Origin of the sequence: Pseudomonas sp. UBA6753 (assembly GCF_002453565.1) — a bacterium.
Classification (GTDB): Bacteria; Pseudomonadota; Gammaproteobacteria; order Pseudomonadales; family Pseudomonadaceae; genus Aquipseudomonas; species Aquipseudomonas putida_Z.
The window spans coordinates 1-23352 of the sequence record NZ_DKHD01000014.1 but is presented as its reverse complement, the minus strand read 5'-3'; the positions used below and the strand labels follow the sequence as shown (position 1 = coordinate 23352).

General features: G+C 65.3%; 21 protein-coding genes and 1 tRNA gene. 11 read left to right on the top strand and 11 right to left on the bottom strand.

Features of this window, described 5'->3' with window-relative positions; translation table 11 throughout:
* Positions 1-98: 98 nt before the first annotated feature.
* From B2790_RS06310 to B2790_RS06290, 5 genes are all read left to right on the top strand, one after another.
* A complete protein-coding gene (locus tag B2790_RS06310; protein WP_137163486.1) occupies positions 99-881 on the top strand; it encodes an MlaA family lipoprotein in 783 nt (260 codons plus the stop codon).
* A 13-nt stretch (positions 882-894) separates the two neighbouring features.
* Positions 895-1104 (top strand): hypothetical protein, encoded by a 210-nt coding sequence (locus tag B2790_RS06305; protein WP_038408308.1) that lies wholly within the window; start codon positions 895-897, stop codon positions 1102-1104.
* Between the two features lie 257 nt (positions 1105-1361).
* On the top strand, positions 1362-2594 hold the full coding sequence (locus B2790_RS06300; protein WP_286918475.1) for an MFS transporter: 1233 nt from the start codon (positions 1362-1364) through the stop codon (positions 2592-2594).
* A gap of 36 nt (positions 2595-2630) precedes the next feature.
* On the top strand, positions 2631-3404 hold the full coding sequence (locus tag B2790_RS06295; RefSeq protein WP_286918474.1) for an AraC family transcriptional regulator: 774 nt from the start codon (positions 2631-2633) through the stop codon (positions 3402-3404).
* 107 nt (positions 3405-3511) lie between these two features.
* The gene (locus tag B2790_RS06290; protein WP_286918473.1) at positions 3512-4660 is read left to right on the top strand and encodes a M14 family metallopeptidase; all 1149 of its coding nucleotides are present in this window, start codon (positions 3512-3514) and stop codon (positions 4658-4660) included.
* A gap of 132 nt (positions 4661-4792) precedes the next feature.
* Here B2790_RS06290 and B2790_RS06285 read toward each other — a convergent pair whose 3' ends face one another.
* From B2790_RS06285 to B2790_RS06255, 7 genes are all read right to left on the bottom strand, one after another.
* Positions 4793-5761, bottom strand: coding sequence for a Csu type fimbrial protein (locus B2790_RS06285; protein ID WP_137163482.1), 969 nt, complete (start codon positions 5759-5761; stop codon positions 4793-4795).
* Entirely contained in the window at positions 5758-8055 is a 2298-nt protein-coding gene (locus B2790_RS06280; RefSeq protein ID WP_157896986.1) for a fimbria/pilus outer membrane usher protein, read from the bottom strand. The genes B2790_RS06285 and B2790_RS06280 overlap by 4 nt, the downstream gene beginning before the upstream one ends.
* Positions 8056-8163: 108 nt before the next feature.
* Entirely contained in the window at positions 8164-8940 is a 777-nt protein-coding gene (locus tag B2790_RS06275) for a fimbrial biogenesis chaperone (protein WP_075044624.1), read from the bottom strand.
* A 39-nt stretch (positions 8941-8979) separates the two neighbouring features.
* Positions 8980-9483, bottom strand: coding sequence for a Csu type fimbrial protein (locus B2790_RS06270; RefSeq protein ID WP_075044623.1), 504 nt, complete (start codon positions 9481-9483; stop codon positions 8980-8982).
* A 3-nt stretch (positions 9484-9486) separates the two neighbouring features.
* Positions 9487-10017 carry a Csu type fimbrial protein gene (locus tag B2790_RS06265; protein ID WP_286918472.1) on the bottom strand — a complete coding sequence of 177 codons (531 nt, stop codon included), beginning with the start codon at positions 10015-10017 and terminating at the stop codon, positions 9487-9489.
* An 18-nt stretch (positions 10018-10035) separates the two neighbouring features.
* Positions 10036-10572 carry a Csu type fimbrial protein gene (locus B2790_RS06260; protein WP_075044621.1) on the bottom strand — a complete coding sequence of 179 codons (537 nt, stop codon included), beginning with the start codon at positions 10570-10572 and terminating at the stop codon, positions 10036-10038.
* Between the two features lie 30 nt (positions 10573-10602).
* A complete protein-coding gene (locus tag B2790_RS06255; protein ID WP_286918471.1) occupies positions 10603-11130 on the bottom strand; it encodes a Csu type fimbrial protein in 528 nt (175 codons plus the stop codon).
* Between the two features lie 263 nt (positions 11131-11393).
* On the opposite strand from B2790_RS06255, the gene B2790_RS06250 reads away from it, so the two are divergent.
* The 3 genes from B2790_RS06250 to B2790_RS06240 are packed head-to-tail and all read left to right on the top strand — an operon-like array spanning position 11394 to position 16521.
* On the top strand, positions 11394-13643 hold the full coding sequence (locus tag B2790_RS06250) for an ATP-binding protein (RefSeq protein ID WP_075044619.1): 2250 nt from the start codon (positions 11394-11396) through the stop codon (positions 13641-13643).
* Positions 13644-13658: 15 nt separating this feature from the next.
* A complete protein-coding gene (locus B2790_RS06245) occupies positions 13659-14120 on the top strand; it encodes a response regulator (protein WP_075044618.1) in 462 nt (153 codons plus the stop codon).
* Positions 14121-14133: 13 nt separating this feature from the next.
* Positions 14134-16521: a response regulator gene (locus B2790_RS06240; RefSeq protein ID WP_286918470.1), complete on the top strand. Its 2388-nt coding sequence runs from the start codon at positions 14134-14136 to the stop codon at positions 16519-16521.
* Positions 16522-16612: 91 nt separating this feature from the next.
* Here the strand turns inward: B2790_RS06240 and B2790_RS06235 are convergent.
* Positions 16613-16687: transfer RNA gene (locus B2790_RS06235), tRNA-Gln, on the bottom strand.
* Positions 16688-16947: 260 nt separating this feature from the next.
* Here B2790_RS06235 and B2790_RS06230 point away from each other — a divergent pair.
* Complete coding sequence (locus B2790_RS06230; RefSeq protein ID WP_286918469.1) at positions 16948-17190, top strand: hypothetical protein; 243 nt, start codon at positions 16948-16950, stop codon at positions 17188-17190.
* Between the two features lies 1 nt (position 17191).
* Here the strand turns inward: B2790_RS06230 and B2790_RS06225 are convergent, their stop codons facing one another.
* Positions 17192-17617 (bottom strand): DUF1810 domain-containing protein, encoded by a 426-nt coding sequence (locus B2790_RS06225; protein ID WP_075044616.1) that lies wholly within the window; start codon positions 17615-17617, stop codon positions 17192-17194.
* Between the two features lie 159 nt (positions 17618-17776).
* Here B2790_RS06225 and zapE point away from each other — a divergent pair, with 159 nt between their 5' ends.
* On the top strand, positions 17777-18847 hold the full coding sequence (gene zapE, locus B2790_RS06220) for a cell division protein ZapE (protein ID WP_084785133.1): 1071 nt from the start codon (positions 17777-17779) through the stop codon (positions 18845-18847).
* 127 nt (positions 18848-18974) lie between these two features.
* Here the strand turns inward: zapE and B2790_RS06215 are convergent, their stop codons facing one another.
* Positions 18975-20864: a propionyl-CoA synthetase gene (locus B2790_RS06215; protein ID WP_286918468.1), complete on the bottom strand. Its 1890-nt coding sequence runs from the start codon at positions 20862-20864 to the stop codon at positions 18975-18977.
* A 180-nt stretch (positions 20865-21044) separates the two neighbouring features.
* On the opposite strand from B2790_RS06215, the gene B2790_RS06210 reads away from it, so the two are divergent.
* Positions 21045-21911, top strand: coding sequence for a LysR family transcriptional regulator (locus B2790_RS06210; protein WP_085592929.1), 867 nt, complete (start codon positions 21045-21047; stop codon positions 21909-21911).
* Here B2790_RS06210 and B2790_RS06205 read toward each other — a convergent pair.
* Entirely contained in the window at positions 21885-23039 is a 1155-nt protein-coding gene (locus B2790_RS06205; protein ID WP_286918467.1) for an HPP family protein, read from the bottom strand. The genes B2790_RS06210 and B2790_RS06205 overlap by 27 nt on opposite strands.
* Positions 23040-23352 lie beyond the last annotated feature (313 nt).

The window sequence follows — 23352 nt, the reverse complement described above, 5'->3', positions numbered from 1 at the left end:
CAACCCGGAAACAAAGTGTCGACGCCGAGACAATCCGGACATCCCCGGGCAAAGAAAACTGCGCAGCATCGCCGCCAGTTCTTGCCAGGAATGTATCTATGTCCCGTTCATCATCCGCCTCCCGCTCAGCGCGCTCAGCCGCGCTGGCCTTGTCGCTGCTTGCGGCGGGAGGCTGCAGCCAACGTGCACCGGCCACGGCTGCCTGCGGCAATGTCGCCTATCAGGTCAGTGACCCGGCCGAGCCCGCCAACCGCGCCGTTTTCGCCTTCAACCGCACGGTCGATGACTATCTGCTGGCCCCCGTCGCCCGGGGCTACACCGCGCTGCCCGGTTTTGCCCAACAGGGCATGCACAACTTTGCCAGCAACTTCGGTGAGCCCAAGGTGTTCGTCAACGACCTGCTGCAGGGCAATGGCGAACGGGCGATGACCAGCCTCAGCCGCTTCATCTTCAACACCACCCTGGGTGTGGCGGGGCTGGTCGACGTGTCTGGCAAGATGGGGCTGAGCCAGCATCGCTCGGACTTTGGCCAGACCTTCGGGGTGTGGAACATCGCCGCTGGCCCCATCGTCGAGCTGCCGCTGCTGGGCACCCACAACCTGCGCGATGCCAGCGGCACGGTGCTGGGCCTGGCACTGGACCCGTTTGGCGGCAACAGCGATACCGTAGAAACCATGAGCAACGTAGCCACGGCCGGCGGCATCGTCGATGCACGGGCCGAAGCACTGCCATTGACCGACCTGCTGCGCACCTGGCCTGACTACTACCTTGCGCTGCGTGACTACACCGCGCAGCGGCGCAGCAACCGGGTGGCAGAAGGCAAGGCCGGCGAGCCGGGGGCGTGGCCAGTGGATTGTGCAGGGGGTGCCCGTGAAGAATGATGCCCAAGCCGCCATGCTGCTGTTCAGGCGCCTGGAAGGCGCTGCCCGGCAACCGCTGTTGCTGCATGAACTGGAGGCCCGGGTTTCTGCCGATGGCCGGAGCCTGGTGCTGAGCCGCTATCGCGAACGCTTTACCGCCGAAGGCAAGCCCTACCGGCACGAGGCTCACCGCAGCGTACCGATTGCAGCATTGCTGCGCTGGGTGGCGCGGCAGGGTCAGTGAAATTGGGGCCGCTTTGCGGCCCTTCGCGGGCACGCCCGCTCCCACAGGTGTCGCGCTGAGCTCAGGAAGTACGCGGTTCCGGTGGGAGCGGGCGTGCCCGCGAAGGGCTGCAAAGCAGCCCCTATAAAGCCCCAGCCTCAATGGATATGTCCGAAACGCGACAGTGGCTGCCTGTTCGGCGTGAGACAGGCAAACCGGGCACTGGCTACCCTTCTTCGGCAAATGCCTTGTTCCCTTTCGCCAGAAGAAGATCGCCCATGACGACCTCCACCGCCTCCATGGCCGCCACCACGCCTGCCGACCAACCCCAGGGCTTTCTGGTCCGCATCGTCGGCGCTGCCGCATTCGCCCACCTGCTCAACGACCTGATCCAGGCCGTGCTTCCATCCATCTACCCGATGCTCAAGAGCGATTTCGCGCTGAGCTTTGCCCAGATCGGCTGGATCGCCCTGATCTACCAAGTGACCGCGTCCCTGCTGCAACCCTGGGTCGGCCTGTACACCGACAAGCACCCGCAACCCTACCTGCTGCCGGCTGGCATGCTGGTGACGCTGGTGGGCATCGCCCTGCTCGCCTTCGCCAGCAGCTATGAAATGCTGCTGGCGGCCGCCGCGGTGGTCGGCGTGGGCTCGGCGACCTTCCACCCCGAAGCCTCGCGAGTGGCCAGGATGGCCTCCGGTGGGCGCTTCGGCACCGCGCAATCGACCTTCCAGGTCGGTGGCAACACCGGCTCGGCCCTCGGCCCGTTGCTGACCGCTGCCATCGTCATTCCGCACGGCCAGCCGGCCATTGCCTGGTTCATGCTGGCGGCCGCGCTGGCGGTATTCGTGCTGCTGCGGGTGACCGGCTGGACCGTGCGCCACGGCCAGACACGGCTCAAGTCCTTCGCCGGCCAGCAGGCCCCCGGCCTGTCGCGTGGTGCCATGTGGCGTGCGGTGGCGGTTATCGCCGTGCTGATGTTCGCCAAGTTCGTCTACATCGCCTCGTTCACCAACTACTTCACCTTCTACCTGATCGAGCATTTCGGCCTGAGCGTGCAGCACAGCCAGCTGTACCTGTTCGTGTTCCTCGCGGCCGTGGCACTGGGCACCTTCGCCGGTGGCCCGGTGGGTGACCGTATCGGGCGCAAGGCGGTGATCTGGGTCTCGTTCCTCGGCGTGGCGCCCTTCGCCCTCGCCCTGCCCTACGCCAACCTGGCCTGGACGGCGGTGCTGGCGGTGGCCATCGGCCTGGTGATGTCCTCGGCCTTCGCCGCCCTGGTGGTGTACGCCCAGGAGGCCGTGCCGGGCCGGGTCGGCATGGTGTCGGGGGTGATGTTCGGGTTGATGTTCGGTATCAGCGGCATCGGCGCTGCCGGGCTTGGCGAACTGGCCGACCGGCATGGCATCGAGTGGGTGTACCAGGTCATCTCGTTCCTGCCGCTGCTGGGGTTGGCCACCGCGCTGCTGCCGGCAACCCGCTCGCAAGCCCGCCCCAGCCGCTGCTGTTAAAGTGGGCGCGCCAGGCTGCCCGTACAAGAGGTCGAAATGCTGAAGCCGCAGCACGAATTGCTGGTGGAGGTGGATGAGTGGAGCTGGGAGGTGGGCAGCCGTGCGACGGACTACCCGACCGACTGGTTCATCGAGCCCCACAGCCATGCCAAGCACCAACTGATCTATGCCATCAAAGGCCTGATGATCGTCGAGTCCGGTAACGAACGCTGGACCGTGCCACCCAGCCGCGGCGTATGGATGCCCTGCGGCCAGGTGCACGCGATCCGCTGCGTGGGCGATGTGAAGATGCGCAGTGTGTTCGTGCGCACCGACGCGGCAGTGCAGTTGCCCTTGCAGAGCAAGGCTATCAGCATCTCGCCGTTGCTCAGCGAACTGATCAAGGCCTCCGTCGGCTTTACCGCGCCGTTTGCCGAAGACTCGCGTGAAGCCCGGGTGATGCGCCTGATCCTCGACGAGATCTGCGTGCTGCCGACCCTGCCGCTGAAGCTGTCGCAGCCCGGCGACAAGCGCCTGCGGGCAATCTGCGCCGCGCTGCACGAGCGGCCTGACGATAACGCCACCGTGGCCGACTGGGGCCAGCAGCTGGGGGTGGACGAAAAGACCATCCAGCGCCTGTTCCGCAAGGAAACCGGCATGACCTTCGGCCAGTGGCGCCAGCAGGCGCGGCTGATGCAGGCACTGGAGCGGATCGCCCTGGGCGAGCGGATCATCGATGTGGCGGGGACGCTGGGGTATGACAGCCCAAGTGCCTTCGCCAGCATGTTCAAGCGCCAGTTCGGTATCACGCCGAGTCAGTTCTTCAAATAGCCTGTAGGAAACGTATGATATCGCCCACGCGTTGCTGATCTCGCACAGCAACCCTGTCAAGCCGTGTACAGTACCCTCACAACAAAGCCCCAGAAGGAGCCCGGTACATGACCGTGACGCTGTCCCCCCTGCAGATCGACTGCGATTTCGACTCCGGCAACATCCAGGTGCTGGATGCCAGCAACCCGGCCCAGGTGCACCTGGCCATCCGCCCGGACACCCACAGCGGCCACTACCAGTGGTTCCACTTCAAGGTCAGCGGGTTGACGCCGGGCCAGATCCATCGCTTCAGCCTCGACAACGCCTCCGGTTCCTCCTACAAGAACGCCTGGAGCGGCTACAACGCCGTGGCCTCCTACGACCAGCAAACCTGGTTTCGCGTCCCCAGCCAGTTCGACGGCACGGCGCTGTCGTTCGAGGTAAAGGCCGAACAGCCACACATCTGGTTCGCCTACTTCGAGCCCTACCCGCGCGCGCGCCACAACCAACTGATCGAACGCGCACGGCAACTGCCGGGGGTCGAATTGCTCGCCAGTGGCCGCAGCGTACAGGGCCGCGACATTCCCCTGCTGCGCGCCGGTGATGGCGCCGCAGGCAAGCGCAAGCTGTGGCTGATTGCCCAGCAACACCCGGGCGAACACATGGCCGAATGGTTCATGGAGGGCGTGATCGACCGCCTGCAGGCCAACGACGAGGTGATCCAGCAGTTGCTGGCCAAGGCCGACCTGTACCTGATCCCCAACATGAACCCCGACGGCGCCTTCCTCGGCCACCTGCGCACCAACTTCAAGGGCAAGGACCTCAACCGTGCCTGGCAGGACGCCAGCGTCGAGCTCAGCCCCGAGGTGTTCTTCGCCCAGGCGCAGATGAAGCAATACGGCGTGGATGCGTTCATCGACGTGCATGGCGACGAGGAGATTCCCCATGTGTTCACCGCAGCCTGCGAGGGCAACCCCGGCTACACGCCGCGTCTGGCCAAGCTGGAAGAGCAGTTCCGCAGCACCCTGTGCAGCCTGACCCGCGACTTCCAGACCGTGCATGGCTACACCCGCGACGAACCGGGGCAAGCCAACACGACGCTGGCCTGCAATGCGGTGGGGATGGCGCATGACTGCCTGTCACTGACCCTGGAAATGCCGTTCAAGGACCATGACGACGCGCCGGATGCCGTCACCGGGTGGTCGGGGGCGCGCTCGAAGGCGTTGGCCGGGGCGGTGCTGGAGACATTGGCGAAGATGGTTGGCGATTTGCGCTGAGCCTGTGGGAGCGGGCGTGCCCGCGAAGAATCCAACGCGGTGTATGGCACCGGCTTCGCCGGTGTTCGCGGCGGTTCGACGCCTCGACACGCCCGCTCCCACAAGGTCCCTCGGCCGATAGCAATCCTGCGCTCAGAACTGCACATCCAGAAGCACGCTGTCGGTATAGGTCGCAGCCGGGGGTGTAGCCTGGTCGGTGTAGACCTTGGCGTTGTAGTTGAACACCTGGCTACCGGTGCCGGTCCCCGTGCCGGGGTTCACATCGGCATCGGTGCTGGCCCGTCGCGCAGCCCCTGTCGAACCCCAGCGCACCGCACCGGCGCCCTTGAAAATGTCATAGGCCAGGTAGTTGTTGGCCGCCGACTTCATCCGCCGCCGCCCATTGGCCACGTTCTGCCCGTCATCCAGGCCCACGGTGTAGTTGCTGCCCTTGGTGCACGACACGCTCAGGCTCTGGCTAACCGTACCGAACCCCGCCACCACCGGCGCGCTGGCGAAATTGATGCTGGGTGTGGTGATCTGGCAGTCGTTGGTCACCGTCATGCTCACCAGCAGGGTCTTGGTACCAGTGCCCTGGTCTCGCCCTATACAAAGCCCGCCAACACCAATCCCGTCGCAATAGTCCCAGGTCCACTCGACAGTGAGGGTTTCCTGATACAACCCGGCCGATACGTTGCTGCCTAGCTGCGTGCGCATGTAGATGGGTACGTTCTTCGGTGTACCGTTGAGCAACCCGAGCAAGTCGAGGATGCCGGTGGTCCTGAATTCGAAGGCGGTGCCACGGGTAATCGGATAGGTGGTCGTGGCGTCGGCATACAGCGTGTAGGGGATCACATCCCCGGTAGGGCCTACCAGCCCGCTGGTGGTAGAGGTGACCTTGATCTTGAAGGAGTCGGTGCTGCTGAGCACGCTGATCACCGAACCGTTGCATTGCAGGCCCGAGTTGGTACTGGAAGCTGTCTGTACCGCGCCACGTACCTGGGTCGAGTTGAGCGAACCAAACGCCGCCGGCGTAGTCAGCACTGATGTGCACTTGGCCCAGGCCGAGCCCGCCCACAACAACAAGGCGCAGGCCCACAAACCACGCCAGCAGGCCTTCACTTGCACACCAACGGGCCGATCAAGGGGATCGAACCTTGTGCTTCAGGCAGGTCGAACGCCACCTGGCACTGCCCGCCCCCTTCCAGCTCCACCTGCAGGCGGTTATGCGGCGCCAGGTTCTCCAGATACACCAGGCCATCCCAACCGACCACCGCCTGGCTGCCGCTTTCTGCATGGGTGACACGGCTGCCCAGCTTGAGCACCTGCCGGTCGGCGTCCACCAGTTCGACACTGGCCGCCAGCACGCGCCTGAGCGGGAACTCCAGCAGGTAGCCACTGCCCCGGCGCACCGCCACCCGCTGCTCCACTTCCGGCGCGAGGATGTCTGGTGGCAAGTCCATGGGGTCGATCTCGTACTTGCCGCGGTAGTAACCGCTGCTGTACGGCACCAGCAGGTGGCCATCGGCATCGGTGCGGCCGACTTCCTGGTTTTCATAGCGCACCGGCACATCGGCGTAACCACCGGTGCTGACCACCACGAAGGCATCGTCGATGCGGTTGGCAGCGAACAGCCCGGCATCCATCCACACGAGCGAGCCACTGGCGTCGGCCCAGCGGGTCATCTCGCCGCTGCTGCCATACACACCGGCCTGCAACTGCACCGACTGCAGGCGCCAGGTGACATCGGCCTGGCGGTAGGCATCGCGCTCGCTACCGGCGGCGTAGCCCAGGTTGTAACCGACACCACCACCCACCGGCGTCGCGCGGCTGTAATTGACCCGCTGCAGGCTTTCGCCTTGCTGGCTGCGCTCCATGCCCAGGGCCAGGGTGCCGTGCAGGTCGAACGGGATCACCAGTTGCGCCTGCACCGCCCACTGGCTGTCCCCCACTTCACGGTTGGCCGACAGATACACGCTGCTGTTGCCCCACAGCGGCCTGCTGTAGCTCAGGTTGATCAACCGGGTTCGTGTACCGTCGCCGGCGCGCACATCGAAATAGCCGGCGCCGATGTTGCCGTACTCGTTCAGGTTCAGGCTCAACGTGACCTGTTCGCTGCGCTGGCTCAGCTGTATGTCCCGGCTGTCGACCCGGGTCAGGTCGGCATAGTCGCCATGGCGTTGCAGGCGCTGGTAGCTGAAGCCGATGCGCTGGCTGTTGTACTGGTAACCGAGGGCGACCTGGTGGCCCTTGTCGCCGTCGAACCGGCTCTGCGCCAGGGCCGCGTTGAGCACGCCGAGGTTGCCCAGCCGCATGTTGCCGCCCAGGCCCCCCAGCATCAGCGATTCGGCGCTTTCGGCATGGGTCTCCAGGGTGAAGATGTCGCTGACCCCGTAGCGCAGGCTGGCCGAAGCAACCCCGGGGCCGTAGGCAAAATCGCGCACCCCGTAGTCACGGCGCAGGCTGCCGGCTGCCACCGAATAGTCGCTCAGGCCCTGCTGCAGCAGGCTGCTGGTGACGTAGAACGGCAAGGTGGTCGACACCTGCCGGCCAAGGGCATCGGTGGTAACCACCACCGCCTCCCCGGCGCCGTTGATGAACGGCACGTTGGTCAACGTGTAGGGGCCCGGCTGCAATTCGCTGGTGCTGGACTTGTAGCCATTGATGAACAGGTCCAGCGAGGTCGGTACCGCCGCTTCACCGGAGAACGCCGGCAGCGGATAGGTGACCAGGTCGGGGCGCGCAGCGAAATCGCGCGACAACTGCAGGCCACCGACCCGCACCGAGCTGGTCCAGGGCAAGGCCCCGGTTATCAGGTCACCGGCTTCGTAGGTCAGCAGGCGCTGCTCGTCGGTGAAGCGCCAGGTGGTGTCGTAGCGCAAGAAGCCCTGGCGCGTGTCGTCGGTCGGCGCACCATTGAACGACTGGCGCCATTGCCCGGTGCTGGAGAACGTACCCCAGCTGTCGAACAGACGCAGTTCGTTCCAGGCCGCCAGGTAGCTGCCGCCGTCATCGGTGTCGTTCAGGTACAGGTCGTAGTTGAACAAGGCGCCGAAACTGCTGCGCGCATCGCTGGCCGGGTACAGGTTGCGGTCGCCCAGCTGCTGGTCGGGCAGCCAGGCCGGCGGCACTTGCAGCAGCAGGCGCTGGTTCTGGCTGTCGTAGTCGGCGTGCAGCCCGGCGATGGCCTCCAGGGCCACCTCGCCCTGCGGGTTGCCTGGCAGGGAGACGCCGGCCGCCCGCAACACCTCGCTGTCCAGGTACAACTGCCCGGCGCGCTGCTGCACCGGCACCAGTTCAGCCCTGGGCATCTGGTTCACCAGCAGCTCGAGGTACAACGTGGCATCGGCGATCGCGGACAGCTCCGTGGGTGGTGGCGGCAGGTCGTCGGCCAGCACCAGGCCAGGGCCGACCAGGGCCAGCCCCAGGCACCAGCGGTGCGTCCTCGCTGTCAGCCACCTCACACACGGTTTCCAACCATTGCCGGGTCCTCCCTGGCCCCTGCGCGGCATTCAGGCGCAGGTTCATTGGCTTTGGCGGATGGCGTCCGCGCTGCTCTGGCCGTTTACCCTCCCCTTCAGCACACTGCCGGCACTTGGTGCCAGCGGTGCCGGCCAGCGCATGCTGGCCCCCGGCAGCACATAACCCAGCAGGCCATCGGCCAGTGGCTTGCTCTGGCTGCCCTGCTGCACCACCACATCGGTCAGCCGCGCATGCACCGCGCCGGTGTTGCGCAGCTCCACGTACGGCTTGCCCTGCACGGTCACCGCACGCCAGCTGAGTTGCGGCTTGCCGACGCCCTCGGCATTGCGCTTGCCAGCGGGATCGGCCTTGCCCCACAGGCCTTCGCCGTAGACGAACAGGGGTACCGAGTAGCGCATCTGCAGGCGGATCGCCGCGGTGGTGCCGGGCTCGGCCTTGTCGACGGGGATGGCGGGCGGAATTTCGTCGATGATGATGCGGTAGGCCTGCTCCTGGCCGACTGGCGAGGGGCCGGTGCGGGTCAGGCGGATCAGTTGCTTCTGCCCGGGGGCGATGTTGGCCACCGGCGGGCTGCCAATGATCTCGCGCTGCGCCTGGTACTGTTCCTGGTAGTCACCCTGGCGCCAGGCGAACACCCGCACCTGCAGGTTGGCCGGTGCCGTGCCGCGGTTTTCCAGCCACAGTGCGCCGGCCTTCTGGTCAGCCTCCAGCACCGGGTCGATCGGCCAGATCAGCACCGAGGTGGCCGCCCCGGCCGGCAGGCTCGCCAGCCACAATGCTCCGATCAATCCACGCGCCCACTTCGCGCCTGCCCCCATGAAGCTCTCCTTGAATACCGGTCGTTGGTGCCGGTGAACTCACCAGGTCACCGTCACTTGCACCACATCGGTGTAGGTCCCCGCCGGCTGCGTGCCAGTCAGCTGGACCCGCCCGTACACCGGCAGCTTGATCGCCGTCGGGTCGGTGTAGCTCACGGCCACGCTCTGGCCGATCCCCAGGCTCTGGCTGTATGCCGCGTCCCGGTACAACTGGTAGGCCAGCACCTGCGTGCCGCCCGTACGCTTGAGGTTGCGTGTGCCACTGGCACTGTTCTGCCCGCCATCCACGCTCATGCTCAAGGCCACCCCCGGGGTGCACTGGAAGGTCACCGTGCTGCCGCCCAACGAGGTGCCGATGACTCCGCTGGCCAGCGCCGATTGCGAACCGTAGTCGAGCGTCCCGAAGCTGCTCACACCGCCCACAACCAGGCACCCGGCAACGATCTGCGCCGTCACCTGGAAGCTGCTGGTGGTCGCCGCATCCAGAGGCGCGGCCAGCAGCACGCCAAGGCCGCTCAGGCCGCCCGCCAGCCAGCTGCGCATGGTTCAGAACGACAGCTCGACGGACACAGTGTCGGTGTACACCCCCGCCGGCAGGCCGGCCTTGCCGCGCGCCTGGCCATACAGGTTGACGGTCTGGGCCGTACCGCTGCTGGTCGGCAAGGTGATGGTGCCGTTGATGGCCAGCACCTGCGTGCGCCCGGAATCGGTGTAGAAGTCGTACGGCACGAAGTTGCCGGCGCCATCCGCCAGCGCACGGCTGCCCCCGGTCGACTGGCCATCGTGGACGCCTGCCCCCACGCGGATCACCGGTACCGTGCCAGCCGAGCAGAGAATGCTGATCGCCCCTCCTCCGCCGCCGATCACCTGGGCGTCTGCGCTGGTGAACAGGGCATCGCGAGTACCGAAGTCCAGGGCGCCGAAGTTCACCCCCGAAGTGCCCGAGCTGCCATTGACCTGGCACGCCGCGGTCAAGGTCAGCTTCGAGTCGATGGTCCCGGTCGTGGCGGCCTGGGCCTGGGAAGCCAGCATCAGCCCCAGGCCGGTGAGGATGCAGCGTGAAAGGTTCGTTCTCATCGAAGTCTCCTTGCGTTGTTACCAGTCCAGGGTCACCCTCAGGGTGTCACGGTAAAGGCCGGCCGGCAGCGCGCGCGGTTGCGCCACCACCACACCGTAGATGGGGATCGGTATCTGCCGGGTACTGCTGATGGTGAAGGCACGCGCCTGGCCGATGCCGTAGCGGCTGTTACCGCCTGGGTCGATCGCCAGTTGATAGGGGATCAGCTCGCGGCCGTTGCTCAGGCGCCGTATGCCGTCGCTGCCATTCAGGCCGCCGTTGATGCGCACGTTGAACGCCCGCACCTCGGGCGTGCAACTGATCTGCAGGCTGCCTTCGCCGCTCACATCATCAACCCGGCTGCGCAGCGGCTGGTCCCAGTTCGGTCCGCGCTCGCCGAAGTCCATCAGGCCGGGGTTACCCACCGTTGCCGGTTGCGTCTCGTTGCTGCTGATCTGGCAAGCGGTGCTGATCACCAGCCGCGCCTGGATGAAACCGGTGCTGGTGCCATGCGCGGCACCACCGGGCACCAGCAGCGGGCCCAGGGAAAGCAGCAGGATCGAGGTACGGTTCATGGCGTCGCGTCCTTGTGCATGGCGGCATCCCTACCAGCTGACGGTGACTTTGAGCAGGTCGGCGTACAAGCCTGCAGGCGGTACCCAGGCCAGCTTGTCGATCCGAGCAAACAACGGCAGCTCGACCGAACCGCTGTCCGGCATCCGCGCCGAATGCGCCACATTCACCGCCAGCGGTTCGCGCCAGGCAGCGTCGCGGTAGAGGCGATACGGGATGGGCCGGGCCGTGGCATCGTCACTGGCCAGGTAGCGCAAATCGCCGACGCCGCCATGCTGACCACCGTCGACGCGGACCTGATAGGGAGTGTGGGGATTGCATTCCAGGCGTGGCGGGCGCTGGCTCAACAGCGCGCCGGTGAGCGGCGCGCCAGGGCCATCCAGCCGTGCAGCAGCGCCCATGTCGATGCGCCCCAGTGCCTGTGCCCCGGCATCGCGGGGCTGGTTGACCAGCATGCAGCCGCGCTGCACCAGCACCCGCACCTCCACCAGGAAGTCCGCCGCCATGGCGCTGCTGCTCAACATAAGGCCCAACAGGGCGGCCAGGTAGCGCTCCGTCACCTAATTATCCTTGTCGATGTCTGCTGACCTGAGCGTAGCAGCGGAGTGGCATCACGCTGCTGGCATCGAGCCATTTTTTTGTATTAGCCAAAAAGCGCTACCACCTGAAAAAAAAGCCGCACGACACAGAACGCATCGCCGACATTCTCCTCAAATGGCCAAAGGCCGTTATCTGGGCCGATATTCTGTTAGGGTGTATCCCCTTCATCCTGCCTAGACTCATGCGGCATGCATGGAAGGACACGACAGGAGCGTTTTCATAGATGATTGCAGACAGCACGCTCACCCAAGCCCTCGAGCGCTGCGCCCAGGAGCCGATCCAGCTGCCTGGCAGCATCCAGCCCCACGGTTTCCTGCTGGTGCTGGACGAAACCGACATGCGGGTACTCCAGGCCAGTGAAAATGTCGAACACTGGCTGGGCATACCGGCCAGTGAACTGATAGGTCGCGAGTTCGCCGAACTGGTCAGCGGTGCCTTCGACCTGCGCCTGCACCTGGCGCGCCTGCCGCAGGACGAGGTCTTTCCGTTCCACATCAGCGATGTGCACCTGCGCCAGGACGCGCCTTGCCGCGGCAACCTGCACCTGCTGGTCCATCGTCACGACCAGGTGCTGATCGCCGAATTCGAACCCCCTCGTCTGCCGGCGGACCTTGCCGGGCAAGGCGACTACTACCCGCTGGTGCGCAGCTTCGTAGGCCGCCTGCACCAGGCCGGCAGCCTCGAGGAACTGCTGCAGCAAACCGTGCTGCAGCTCAAGCGCATCACCGGCTTTGGCAGGGTCAAGGCCTATCGCTTCGATGCCGAAGGCAACGGCCAGGTGCTGGCCGAGGTTGCCGACCCGGGGTACCCGAGCTACCTGGGCCTGTGTTTCCCCGCTTCGGACATACCGCGCCAGGCGCGCGAGCTGTACCGAATCAACCGCATCCGCGTGATCGAGGACGCCAACTACCAGGCCTCGCCGTTGCTGCCCGCTGCCAACCCGCGCACCGGCAAGCCGCTGGACCTGAGCTTTGCCGCGCTGCGCAGCGTGTCGCCAGTGCACCTGCAGTACATGCGCAACATGGGTACCCTGGCATCGATGTCGCTATCGATCGTGGTCGACGGGCAACTCTGGGGGCTGGTGTCCTGTCATCACGAACAGCCGCGCCCGGTGGACCTGCGCACCCGTACCGCCTGCGAACTGCTGGCCAGTGTGCTGTCGCTGCAGATCGAGTCGCGCGAGTCCCACGCCAACACTCGCCAGTTGCTGGAGCTGCGCCAACACATCGTGCGCATGATCTCGTCCATGGCCGACCATGACAGTGTCGGCGACGGCCTGCGCGACTTGCCGGAAGTACTGCTGACCTTCGCCGGCGCCCAAGGTGCCGCGGTCATATCCGCCGAACGTTGCGACCTGATCGGCAAGACCCCTCCGGCCGCGCAGGTAAACGCCCTGGTGCACTGGCTCTCCCAGCGTGGCGAAGAGAGCGTGTTCCACAGCGACAACCTGCGCCGCGACATCGATGAACTGCCCGAGCTCGCGGCCCATGCAGGCGGTGTGCTGGCAGTGGCCATTTCGCAGATCCACTCGCACTACCTGCTGTGGTTCCGCCCCGAGCAGGTGCGCACGGTGAACTGGGCCGGGCAGCCGAACAAACAGGTCGGGCCGCAGGGCAACCTCGACCCGCGGCACAGTTTCGAAAGCTGGCAGGAAAAACTGCGCGGCTACTGCGAACCCTGGCACCCACTGGTCATCGAAGGCGTGCAGGAGCTGCGCACGGCAGTGCTCGGCATTGTCCTGCGCAAGGCCGAGGAACTGGCGCAGCTGGCTGGGGAGCTGCGCCGATCGAACAAGGAGCTCGAAGCGTTTTCCTACAGCGTGTCCCATGACCTGCGCGCGCCCCTGCGCCATATTGCCGGCTACTCCGAACTGCTCGGCGAAATCGAGGGCCAGGGCCTCAGCGAGCGCGGCAGGCGCTTTCTGCAACACATCGAGGAAGCCGCGCATTTTGCCGGAAGCCTGGTCGACAACCTGCTCAACTTCTCGCAAATGGGCCGCTCTGCCCTGCGCCTGTCCGAGGTCGACCTCAACGCCCTGGTCGAGGCCATTCGCAGCGAACTGGCGCCCGACTACCAAAACCGCGAAATTGTCTGGGACATTGCCCAGTTGCCCAAGGTGGTCGGTGACCCGGCGTTCATCAACATGGCCTTGCACAACCTGCTGGCCAACGCCATCAAATACACACGTGGGCGCACCCCGGCGCGCATCGGCATCAGTGCCGTGCAACACCCGGGCGAAACCGAGATCTGCATTCGCGACAACGGCGTGGGCTTCGACATGGCCTACGCCAACAAACTGTTCGGCGTGTTCCAGCGCCTGCACCGCATGGAAGACTTCGAAGGCACCGGGATCGGCCTGGCCAGCGTGCGTCGCATCATCGAACGCCACGACGGCCGGGTCTGGGCCCATGGCAAGGTTGGCCAGGGTGCAACCTTCCACTTCACCCTCCCGCGCTACCCCGCGACTACCTGAGGCACCGCTACCATCATGCTCAAACCCATCCTGCTGGTCGAAGACAACCCACGGGACCTGGAGCTGACGCTCCTGGCGCTGGAGCGCAGCCAGTTGGCCAACGAGGTCATCGTGCTGCGTGACGGTGCCGAGGCACTCGACTACCTGCTACGGCGCAATGCCTATGCCCAACGTGACGATGGCAACCCCGCCGTGTTACTGCTGGACCTGAAACTGCCAAAGGTCGACGGCCTGGAGGTGCTGAAGGAAGTACGCGCCACCGCCGAACTGCGCAGCATCCCGACGGTGATGCTGACGTCCTCGCGCGAGGAGCCCGACCTGCTGCGCGCCTACGAGCTGGGGGTGAACGCGTACGTGGTCAAGCCGGTGGAGTTCAAGGAATTCGTCGCCGCCATTTCCGACCTGGGGGTGTTCTGGGCGGTACTCAACGAACCGCCACCCGGCTCGCTGCGCCTGAACCGGCGTGGCAGCATCTGAGGTGCCCGCGACGATGCAGCCAACGCCGCTGAAACTGCTGATAGTCGAAGACAACTCGATGGACGCCGAACTGACCCTGATGCGCCTGGAGCGCAGCGGGCTGCAGGTGCAGGCGCAACTGGTGTTCGACCATGCCGGTGTCGAGCAAGCCCTGAGCGAGGCCCGCTACGACCTGATCCTGTGCGACTGCGTGCTGCCGGGCTCGTCCGGCACCGAAGTGCTGGCCATCGCCCAGCGCCTGGCACCGGACATTCCGTTCATCTTCCTGTCTGGCATCTATGGCGAAGAACATGCGGTGGAAATGATCCGCCTGGGCGCCACCGACTATGTACTCAAGAAGAACCTGCCGCTGCTGCCCAAGGCCGTACGCCGGGCCCTGACCGAAGTGCAGGAGCGCCAGCGCCGGCGCCGCGCCGAAGAAGCCCTGGCCGACGTCGAGGCACGTGCACGCATTGCCATCGACGCTGCCGGCATGGGCACCTGGGACATGCGCCCGCAAGAAGGCCTGTTGTTGTGGGATGACCGCTGCAAGACCCTGTTCGGCCTGCCCGCCGATACCGAAATGAGCCTCGAAGTGTTTTACGCCGGCATCTACCCCGACGACCTGCCGCAGGTGCGCGAGGCGGTGGAGCACGCCATGTGCCCGGAAAGTGGCGGCCTGTATCGGGTCGAATTCCGCATCGCCCAACCCGCTGGCCTGGAACCGCGCTGGCTGCTCAGCAGTGGCCAGAGCCAGTTCGTCGACGGAAAGTGCATGCGTTTTTCCGGGGTGCTGCAGGACATCCATGCCCAGCGCCTGGCCAACCAGGCACTGCGCCAGCTCAACGAGATGCTGGGTGAAAGGGTCGAGCGCCGCACCCGCGAACGCGACCGTGCCTGGGAGCTGTCGCAGGACTTGCTGGCCGTGCTCAACAAGGACCTGACCCCAGTCGCGCTGAACCCCGCCTGGGAAGCCAGCCTTGGCTTGTCCCGCGAACGCCTGAGCCAGTCGTCCTTGCTGCACCTGCTGCCCGAGCCCGACCAGGAACTGCTGCTCACCGAACTGGCCGCCCTCGCCCATGGCCGCACCAGCGCCCGTTTTGTCGGGCGTATCCTGGATGCCGGTGGCCAGCAACGCTGGTTGTCGTGGGTGGTGGTGCCGGAAGACACCCTGCTGTACGTGGTGGCGCGCGACATCACCAGCGAGCGCGAAGCCGCCCTGGGCCTGGCCGAAGCCAACGCCCGCCTGCGCGAGCAGATCGCCGAACGCGAACGTATCGAGGCCGCGCTGCAGCAGATGCAGCGGCTTGAAGCGGTCGGCCAGCTGACCGCCGGTGTGGCTCACGACTTCAACAACCTGCTGACGGTAATCCTCACCGGTGCCAGCTTCCTCGAGCGCGACCTGGCCAAAGCCGACGTTGAAAAAGCCCGTGCGCGGCTCACGCACATCCGCGAAGCCGGCGAGCGCGGCGCCAAGCTGACCTCGCAGTTGCTGGCTTTCTCCCGCCGCCAACGCCTGGAACCGGTGGCGCTGAACCTCAACCGCACCCTGGCCGGCCTGGAAGAGTTGCTGCGCCGCACCTTGGGCGGCAATGTCTCGGTGCGCCTGGACCTGGAACCAACCCTGTGGCAGGCGCTGACCGACCCGACCCAGACCGAAATGATCATTCTCAACCTGGCGATCAATGCCCGCGATGCCATGCCCGACGGCGGCCAACTGACGCTGTCGACCCGCAACACCCGGATCGACGCCCGCCCGCAGCGCCCGGAAGACCCGGACCCTGGCGAGTACGTGATGCTGAGCATCCGCGATACCGGCTGCGGCATGAGCGAAGAGGTGCTGGCCAAGGTGTTCGAGCCGTTCTTCACCACCAAGGATATCGGCAAGGGCTCGGGCCTGGGCCTGGCCCAGGTATTCGGCTTCGCCAAACAGTCCGGGGGTGGCGTGCGCATCGACGCCACACCTGGGCGTGGTACGCAGGTGGCCGTGTATCTGCCGGCAGTCAAGGGTGAAGCCGTCAACGAACCGGTGCCGTCGCTGTTAAGCCACTCGATAAGCGAAAGCGGCCGTAATCGCACCGTGCTGCTGGTGGATGACGACCACCTGGTACGCGACATGCTCGGTGATGTGTTGCGCCAGTACGGCTACCAGGTGCGCCAGGCGCACAGTGGCGAACAAGCCTTGGCCTTGCTGGATGAGCAGATCGACCTGCTACTGAGCGATTTCGCCATGCCCGAGTTCAACGGTGCGCAACTGGCACTGGCGGCACGCGAGCGGTACCCGCACCTGCCGGTGGTACTGCTAACCGGTTATGCAGAATTGCAGGGGCTGGAGTTGCCGGGCAGCCTGGTGATCCAGAAGCCGGTACAGGCCGATGAACTGGCCCGCTTGCTGAACGAGATGTTTGGAACTGCGAGGTGACCGAACAACCCGCGACAAAACCTGCGGAAACGACAAAGCCCAGCGCTTGTCTTTCCAAGCACCGGACCGAGATACGTTTGAAGCAAGAAAATGGCAGGGGCGGCTGGATTCGAACCAACGCATGGCAGGATCAAAACCTGCTGCCTTACCGCTTGGCGACGCCCCTGTATCGGATGCAGCGTTTGCTGCCCTGACAATTCCAACTGAGTGACAACTGGGTTGTTGTCTTGGAATGCGCGGCACTTTAACAACAAACTTTCGGCCTGTGAACCCCCTGATGAAAAAAAATTACCAAAAAACAGCGAGTTAGTCATTTTCGGGGTTGGCGCGGCGACCATCCGTCGTTTTCCGCCCGCTTGGCTTCAACACAATCGCTCTTCTCCCTTCCAATCAGATGAGCCATCTGCATTGACCAAGGAGGACCCCATGCCTGTCTCCCACGACCTTTACCAGGACTTGCACTACCCGCGCGAAATCGTCCAGCAACGCCGTCAGCAGGACAAGGCACTGGACCGGCTGCTGGACGAGTACATGGACATCGACAACCAGGTGCTGGCCGCCGAGTCGATCTCGGCGGGCAACTTCGAGGATGATGATCTGCGCCGCCTGAAAGAACGTCGGCTGGCAGTGAAGTACATGATCGAGCGTCAACTGGAGCACAAGGCCTGAGCTAACCCTGCAACATGGCCAGGGTCAGGGCGTCCTGATCACCGCCGTAAAACTGCACCAGCGCCAGCTGGAACAACGGGTTGTCGGGCGCCGCCCGGGCGAACAGGGTCAGGCACGAGCGCAGCTTGAGGTGGTCGGGGCTGCCGAGCATTTCACGGGCGCTCTTGTCGCTGTGCTGCAACAGCGCAGTCACGCAGGCCTCCAGGCGTGGGCCAAGCAGCGGATGAGCCAGGTAGGCACGGGCCTCGTCGATACCGGCCAGCGCATAGCGTTCGGCCATGGCGCTGTGGCCCAGGCCATCGAGCTGCGGGAACACGTACCACATCCAGTGGCTGCGCTTGCGCCCGGCCTGCAGCTCCTGCATCACCTGGTCATACACAGGGTTCTGCGCCTCGACGAAACGCTGCAGATCATGGTCGGCGTGCATGCTCGCCCCTCCTCGCATCGGCTCCAGCCTCTACTGTACGCCTGCCATGGCAAACCTATCTCGTCAGGCGATGATTGCCGCGCACTTTCTGTATTGGTCAAAATGGCCGTCCTCGGGCAAGCTGCACGCTGCCCCGCCATCGCCCAAGGAGCTTTGCTTTTGCCTGCCTGGATCCCTACCCCGCTACGCCAGCTTGGCCAACGCCTGCGCGGCGCCGCCGCCAACCAGAGCGAACTGCTCGGCTGGTTCGAGGACAAGGCGCACAGCCGCGGTTACCAGCTCAGCGACGGCCAACGCCGGGTGATCCACTGCATGGCCGAACAACTGGCGCAGCTCGAACAAGGCCAGCCGCGCAGCCTGTACCTGTACGGTTCGGTAGGCCGGGGCAAGAGCTGGCTGCTCGATGGCTTTTTCCAGGCGGTGCCGGTGCAGGCCAAGCTGCGCCTGCACTTCCATGACTTCTTCGCCCGCCTGCACCAGGGCATGCACCGCCACCGGGCGCTGGACGATGCATTGGGCGCGACCCTCGACGAGCTGGTAGGCGATTGCCAGGTGCTGTGCTTCGACGAATTCCATGTGCACGACATTGGCGATGCCATGCTGCTCACCCGGCTGTTCAATGCGTTGTTCAGCCGCGGCGTGTTTCTGCTGGTGACGTCCAACTATGCACCCGAAGGGCTGCTGCCCAACCCGCTGTACCACGAACGTTTCCTGCCGGTGATCCGCCTGATCAACAGCGCGATGGAAGTGCTGGAAGTGGGGGGCGATACCGATTTCCGCAGCCTGCCGGCCAACCGCGAACATCAGCGCTTTACCCGGGGCCACTATGTCTGGCCGGGCAATGCAGCGCAGCGCCAGGCGCTGAAGGTGCCCGAACCGCAGCCGGTGATGCTGGAAGTGAACAAGCGCCCGCTGCGCGCGCTGGCCGTCGATGGCCGGCGGGTGGTGCTTGGCTTTGATGACCTGTGCGAAAAGGCCACGGCAGTGATCGACTACCTGGTGCTGGCCGGGCAGTACGATGAGTGGATCATCGATGGGCTGGATGATCTGTCTGAATGTTCACTGGCAGCGCAGCAGCGCTTCGTCAACCTGGTGGATGTGCTGTATGACCAGGACCGGCAGGTGCTGGTGATCGGCAAACGGCCGCTGGAAGAAAGCCTGGGCGGGCCGCTTGCCGACCTGATGCGTACGCGCAGCCGGTTGGGGCAGCTGCATCAGGTAGGGCCCTAGAACTGCATTGCCTGGGCCGGCCTCTTCGCGGGCACGCCCGCTCCCACAGGGATGTCACAGGCCTTGAGAACTGTGCAATACCTGTGGGAGCGGGCATGCCCGCGAAGAGGCCAGCAAAGTCCAAACATCAACCCGCCCTGGGCAAATCCGCCAGCACCGCCTCGATCTCCCCCAGCACCGCCGGGTCATCCAGGGTCGAAGGCGGCACATAGTCCTGCCCGTCGGCAATCTTGCGCAGCACCGCCCGCAGAATCTTCCCGGAGCGGGTCTTGGGCAGCCGCTTCACCAACCGCACCCGGTTGAAGCACGCCAACGCGCCAATCTCCTCGCGCACGCTGCCCACCAGGTCTACCAGCAACTGCGCCTCGGCAATGCCCTCGCCGTCCTTGAGCACCACCAGGGCCAACGGCACCTGCCCCTTGATCTCGTCATGCACGCCAATTACCGCACACTCGGCCACTGCCGGGTGGCGTGCCACCAGGTCTTCCATCTCGCCGGTGGACAGCCGGTGCCCGGACACGTTGATCACGTCATCGGTGCGCCCCATTATGTAGACGAAGCCGTCATCGTCCAGGTATCCACCATCGCCGGTGTGGTAATACCCCGGGTAGGTCCGCAGGTAGGCCTGCAGGTAACGCTCGTGGTCGCCCCACAGCGTCTGGCTGCACCCGGGCGGCAATGGCAGGGCGATGACGATCGAGCCTTGGTGGTTGGGCCCCAGCAGGTGGCCCTCGTCATCCAGCACGCGCACGTGGTAACCCGGCACCGCCCGGTTGCTGGACCCCGGCTTCGCCGCGCTGCCTTCCAGCCCTACGCAGGGCGCGGTGACCGGCCAGCCGGTCTCGGTCTGCCACCAATGGTCGTGCACCGGCTTGCCACTGACCCGTTCCAGCCATTCGTGGGTGCTGGAATCCAGTTTCTCGCCAGCCAGGAACAACTGGCGCAGCGAGCTCAGGTCGTGCTTGCGGATCAGTTCCCCCTCGGGGTCTTCCTTGCGGATGGCGCGCATGGCCGTGGGCGCGCAGAACAATGCATTGACCTTGTATTGCTCCACCACCCGCCAGTAGGCCGAGGCGTCCGGGGTACGGATCGGCTTGCCTTCGTAGAACACCGTGGTGCAGCCGCTCATCAGCGGCCCATAGACGATCAGCGAATGGCCGACCACCCAACCCACGTCGGATATGCCCCACCACACATCGCCGGCCTGCATGCCGTAGATATGGCGCATGGCGTAGCACAGCGCCACGGCATTGCCGCCGTTTTCCCGCACGATGCCCTTGGGTTTGCCGGTGGTGCCAGAGGTATACATGATGTAAAGCGGGTCGCCGGCATCCAGCTCCACCGGTGCCACCGGCTCGGCATTGGCCAATGCGGCCTGCCAGTCCAGGTCACGGCCTGGCTGCAACTGGGCACGCGCCTGCGGGCGCTGCAGCACCAGAACGTTGCGCGGCTGGTGGCGGGCCAGTTGCAGGGCGCGATCGACCAGCGGCTTGTATTCGATTACCCGGTCGAACTCCAGCCCGCAGGAGGCCGTCAGCAGCAGCGTCGGCCGGGCATCGTCGATGCGCAAGGCCAGCTCGTTGGCGGCAAAGCCACCGAACACCACCGAGTGCACTGCGCCAATCCGCGCGCAGGCCAGCATGGCCATGGCCGCCTGCGGCACCATGGGCATGTAGATGATCACGCCATCGCCCTTGTTCACCCCCAGCTGGCGCAACAACCCGGCCAGGCGCGCCACCTCGTCGTGCAATTGGTGGTAGGTGTAGGCCTGCTGCACGCCGGTCACCGGCGAGTCGTAGATCAGCGCCAGCTGCTCGCCACGGCCCTGCTCGATCTGGTGATCGAGGGCCAGGTAGCAGCTGTTCAGGCGGCCATCGGCAAACCAGCGGTGGGTACCGTCGGCATTGTCTTGCAGCGTGAGGGCAGGCTTGCGGTGCCAGGCCAGGTGCGCGGCCTGTTCCGCCCAGAAAGCGGCAGGGTCGGAAATGGAATGGGCGTAGCTGTGCTGGTAGCTCATATCGAAAGAAACCCGGTACTTGTTGTTATTGAAGGGCGAAACTTGAGTATGGACCGCTACACCCGCGCCGCCATGGGACTAAAGTCACAACCGACCTGCAAATTTGCAGACAACGCAAAAACGCCCCATAACGGTGCAAAGCCTCTAGAATAGGCCACCCCTTCAGCCACCGAGCAGCCCATGGACATCGATCAGGCCCGTACCTTTCTGGAAATCGTGCGTTGCGGCAGCCTGGTCGCCGCTGCCGAACGCCTGTTCGTGTCACAGACGGCGATCACCGCGCGGGTGCAGCGCCTGGAGCAGCAACTGGGCTGCCAGCTGTTCGTGCGCAGCCGCAACGGCGCCAGCCTGACCAGCGACGGCGAGGCATTCGTCAGTTATGCCAACCAGATGGTGCAAACCTGGGAAGCGGCGCGCCGCGACCTGCCGCTGCCCGAAGGCTGCCAGCAAGTGCTGCACGTGGGCGCTGAGGTGAGCCTGGGCAACCCGATGTTGCTCGACTGGGTCAGTGCCCTGCACCGCGAGCTGCCCAGCCATGCCATCCGCAGCGAGGTGAGCGACGGCGAATCGCTGCTGCGCAAGGTCGAGATGGGCCTGCTGGATGCCGCGCTGGTCTACCAGCCAACCTACGGTCCGGGCCTGCAGGTGGAGCAGTTGATGGAGGAAAAGCTGATCCGTGTGCGCCGGGTCGCCCAACCGGACCCGTACATCTATATCGACTGGGGCGAAGCCTTCCGTCGCCAGCACGATGCCGCCCTGCCCGACTGCGCGCGCCCGGCGCTGAGCTTCAACCTGGGCCCGCTGGCCTTGCAATTCATACTCGACCAGGGCGGCAGTGGCTACTTCCGCACGCGGGTGGTGCAGGCCTATCTGGACAGCGGGGTGTTCGAGCGGGTACCGCAGGCGCCGGAATTCACCTACCCGACCTTCCTGGTGTACCCGCGCAAGCGCGACAGCGAAGCCCTGCAGCAGGCCTTCGCCATCCTGCGCCGGCTGGTAGCCGCCGGCGCCAGCGACTGGTCACAACGCTGGGACCCGGTTATCTGAAGCCTCGGCCTTGCTGAGCAGCTGGCGCTTGAGGCCGGCGATCAGGTCGGTTTGGGTGATCACCCCCACCAACTGATCGGCATCGAGCACCGGCAGGCAATGCAGGCCCTGTTCGCACAGCAATGGCAGCAAGCGCTCCAGCGGGTGCTGGCTGCTGACGCTGATTACCCGGCGGCTCATCACCTGCTCCATGCGCACCGCCTTGCGGCCGAACAACCCGCGCCAACTGAAGCGACCACGCTGCATGGCCGGGCCGACCAGGTCGCTGAGGCTGACGATTCCCACCAGTTTGCCCTGCTGCAGCACCGGCAGGGTTTTCAGGTGGTGGCTGGCCAGCATTTTCCAGGCCTGCTCCAGAGTGGTGTCGGGCGTGGCGAACTGCACATCGCGGGACATCACCGAGGCTGCGGTGATGCCGCCAAGGCTGCGCTGCAGGGCGTGTTGCTCGGTGGCCAGGATGATGCGTTCCAGTTCGTCACGGGTGACGTCGACGAACTCGCCCAGTTCTTCCAGGGCCTGGTCCAGGTCTTCTCCACGGATGCCGACCCGCTCGCTGGGCAGCGGGTCATGGGTGTGGTGCAAGTCCTTGCGTGGCACCGCGCCTTTCGGGTAGCGCACGCCGGTAAGGCGGTTGTAGAGGATCGCCACCGCTACCAGGATCACCGCGTTGAGCAGCACCGGCTCCAGCAGGTGGTCGCCCATGGCGGTCAGCCCCGGGTCGGCCAGCACCGCGCTCACCGCCACTCCGCCACCTGGCGGGTGCAGGCAGCGCAGCATGCACATCACCAGGATCGAGATACCCAGGGCGGCAGCGGCCACCCACAGCTCCGGGCCGAAGCCCTGGCGCATGGCCAGGCCGACCGCGCCGGCCAGGGCGTAGCTGCCCAACACCGGCCAGGGCTGGGCCAACGGGCCCGAGTGCACGGCGAACACCAGCACGGCCGAAGCCGCCAGCGGGCCGAGCAGGTGCAAGGCAATGCTGGGGCCATAGGCCATGCTGGTCAGCCAGCCGGCGAGGAACAGGCCGAGCAACGCGCCGATACCGGCACGCAACCATTCTTTGGGGGGAATATTCAGGGGCGCTGGCAACAGCCGCTGCAGACGACTTTCGGAACGCGAGGCAGACATGTAGGTAATCGGAATCTGTAGTTTTTCTGGTTAAAAAGAAAGCCCAGCCGAGGTGGCCTGGGCCTCGTATTGCGGTTGCAATAGCACAAGGGGCTCCGTCCGTGGAGAGATGGAAACCGCAGGGTTTCGTGGGGGAATTTTGCCGGGTGGGGTGAGATTGGGCTAATTCAAAAAAATGCGGCTGTACTGCAATTTTTTTGCAGTGGTGATATGGCCCATGGGGTCATGCTTGTCGGCTCCCACAATGGGGCTGCTTTGCAGCCCATCGCCGGCAAGCCAGCTCCCACAGGGTGGACTGCCCCCGAAAAGTTGG

Bases quoted from the DNA above. Each gene is read 5' to 3' on its own strand.
- B2790_RS06310 (WP_137163486.1), top strand. From the start codon at position 99: ATGTCCCGTTCATCATCCGCCTCCCGCTCAGCGCGCTCAGCCGCGCTG.
- B2790_RS06305 (WP_038408308.1), top strand. From the start codon at position 895: ATGCTGCTGTTCAGGCGCCTGGAAGGCGCTGCCCGGCAACCGCTGTTG.
- B2790_RS06300 (WP_286918475.1), top strand. From the start codon at position 1,362: ATGACGACCTCCACCGCCTCCATGGCCGCCACCACGCCTGCCGACCAA.
- B2790_RS06295 (WP_286918474.1), top strand. From the start codon at position 2,631: ATGCTGAAGCCGCAGCACGAATTGCTGGTGGAGGTGGATGAGTGGAGC.
- B2790_RS06290 (WP_286918473.1), top strand. From the start codon at position 3,512: ATGACCGTGACGCTGTCCCCCCTGCAGATCGACTGCGATTTCGACTCC.
- B2790_RS06275 (WP_075044624.1), bottom strand. From the start codon at position 8,940: ATGGGGGCAGGCGCGAAGTGGGCGCGTGGATTGATCGGAGCATTGTGG.
- B2790_RS06270 (WP_075044623.1), bottom strand. From the start codon at position 9,483: ATGCGCAGCTGGCTGGCGGGCGGCCTGAGCGGCCTTGGCGTGCTGCTG.
- B2790_RS06265 (WP_286918472.1), bottom strand. From the start codon at position 10,017: ATGAGAACGAACCTTTCACGCTGCATCCTCACCGGCCTGGGGCTGATG.
- B2790_RS06260 (WP_075044621.1), bottom strand. From the start codon at position 10,572: ATGAACCGTACCTCGATCCTGCTGCTTTCCCTGGGCCCGCTGCTGGTG.
- B2790_RS06250 (WP_075044619.1), top strand. From the start codon at position 11,394: ATGATTGCAGACAGCACGCTCACCCAAGCCCTCGAGCGCTGCGCCCAG.
- B2790_RS06245 (WP_075044618.1), top strand. From the start codon at position 13,659: ATGCTCAAACCCATCCTGCTGGTCGAAGACAACCCACGGGACCTGGAG.
- B2790_RS06240 (WP_286918470.1), top strand. From the start codon at position 14,134: ATGCAGCCAACGCCGCTGAAACTGCTGATAGTCGAAGACAACTCGATG.
- B2790_RS06230 (WP_286918469.1), top strand. From the start codon at position 16,948: ATGCCTGTCTCCCACGACCTTTACCAGGACTTGCACTACCCGCGCGAA.
- B2790_RS06225 (WP_075044616.1), bottom strand. From the start codon at position 17,617: ATGCACGCCGACCATGATCTGCAGCGTTTCGTCGAGGCGCAGAACCCT.
- B2790_RS06215 (WP_286918468.1), bottom strand. From the start codon at position 20,864: ATGAGCTACCAGCACAGCTACGCCCATTCCATTTCCGACCCTGCCGCT.
- B2790_RS06210 (WP_085592929.1), top strand. From the start codon at position 21,045: ATGGACATCGATCAGGCCCGTACCTTTCTGGAAATCGTGCGTTGCGGC.
- B2790_RS06205 (WP_286918467.1), bottom strand. From the start codon at position 23,039: ATGTCTGCCTCGCGTTCCGAAAGTCGTCTGCAGCGGCTGTTGCCAGCG.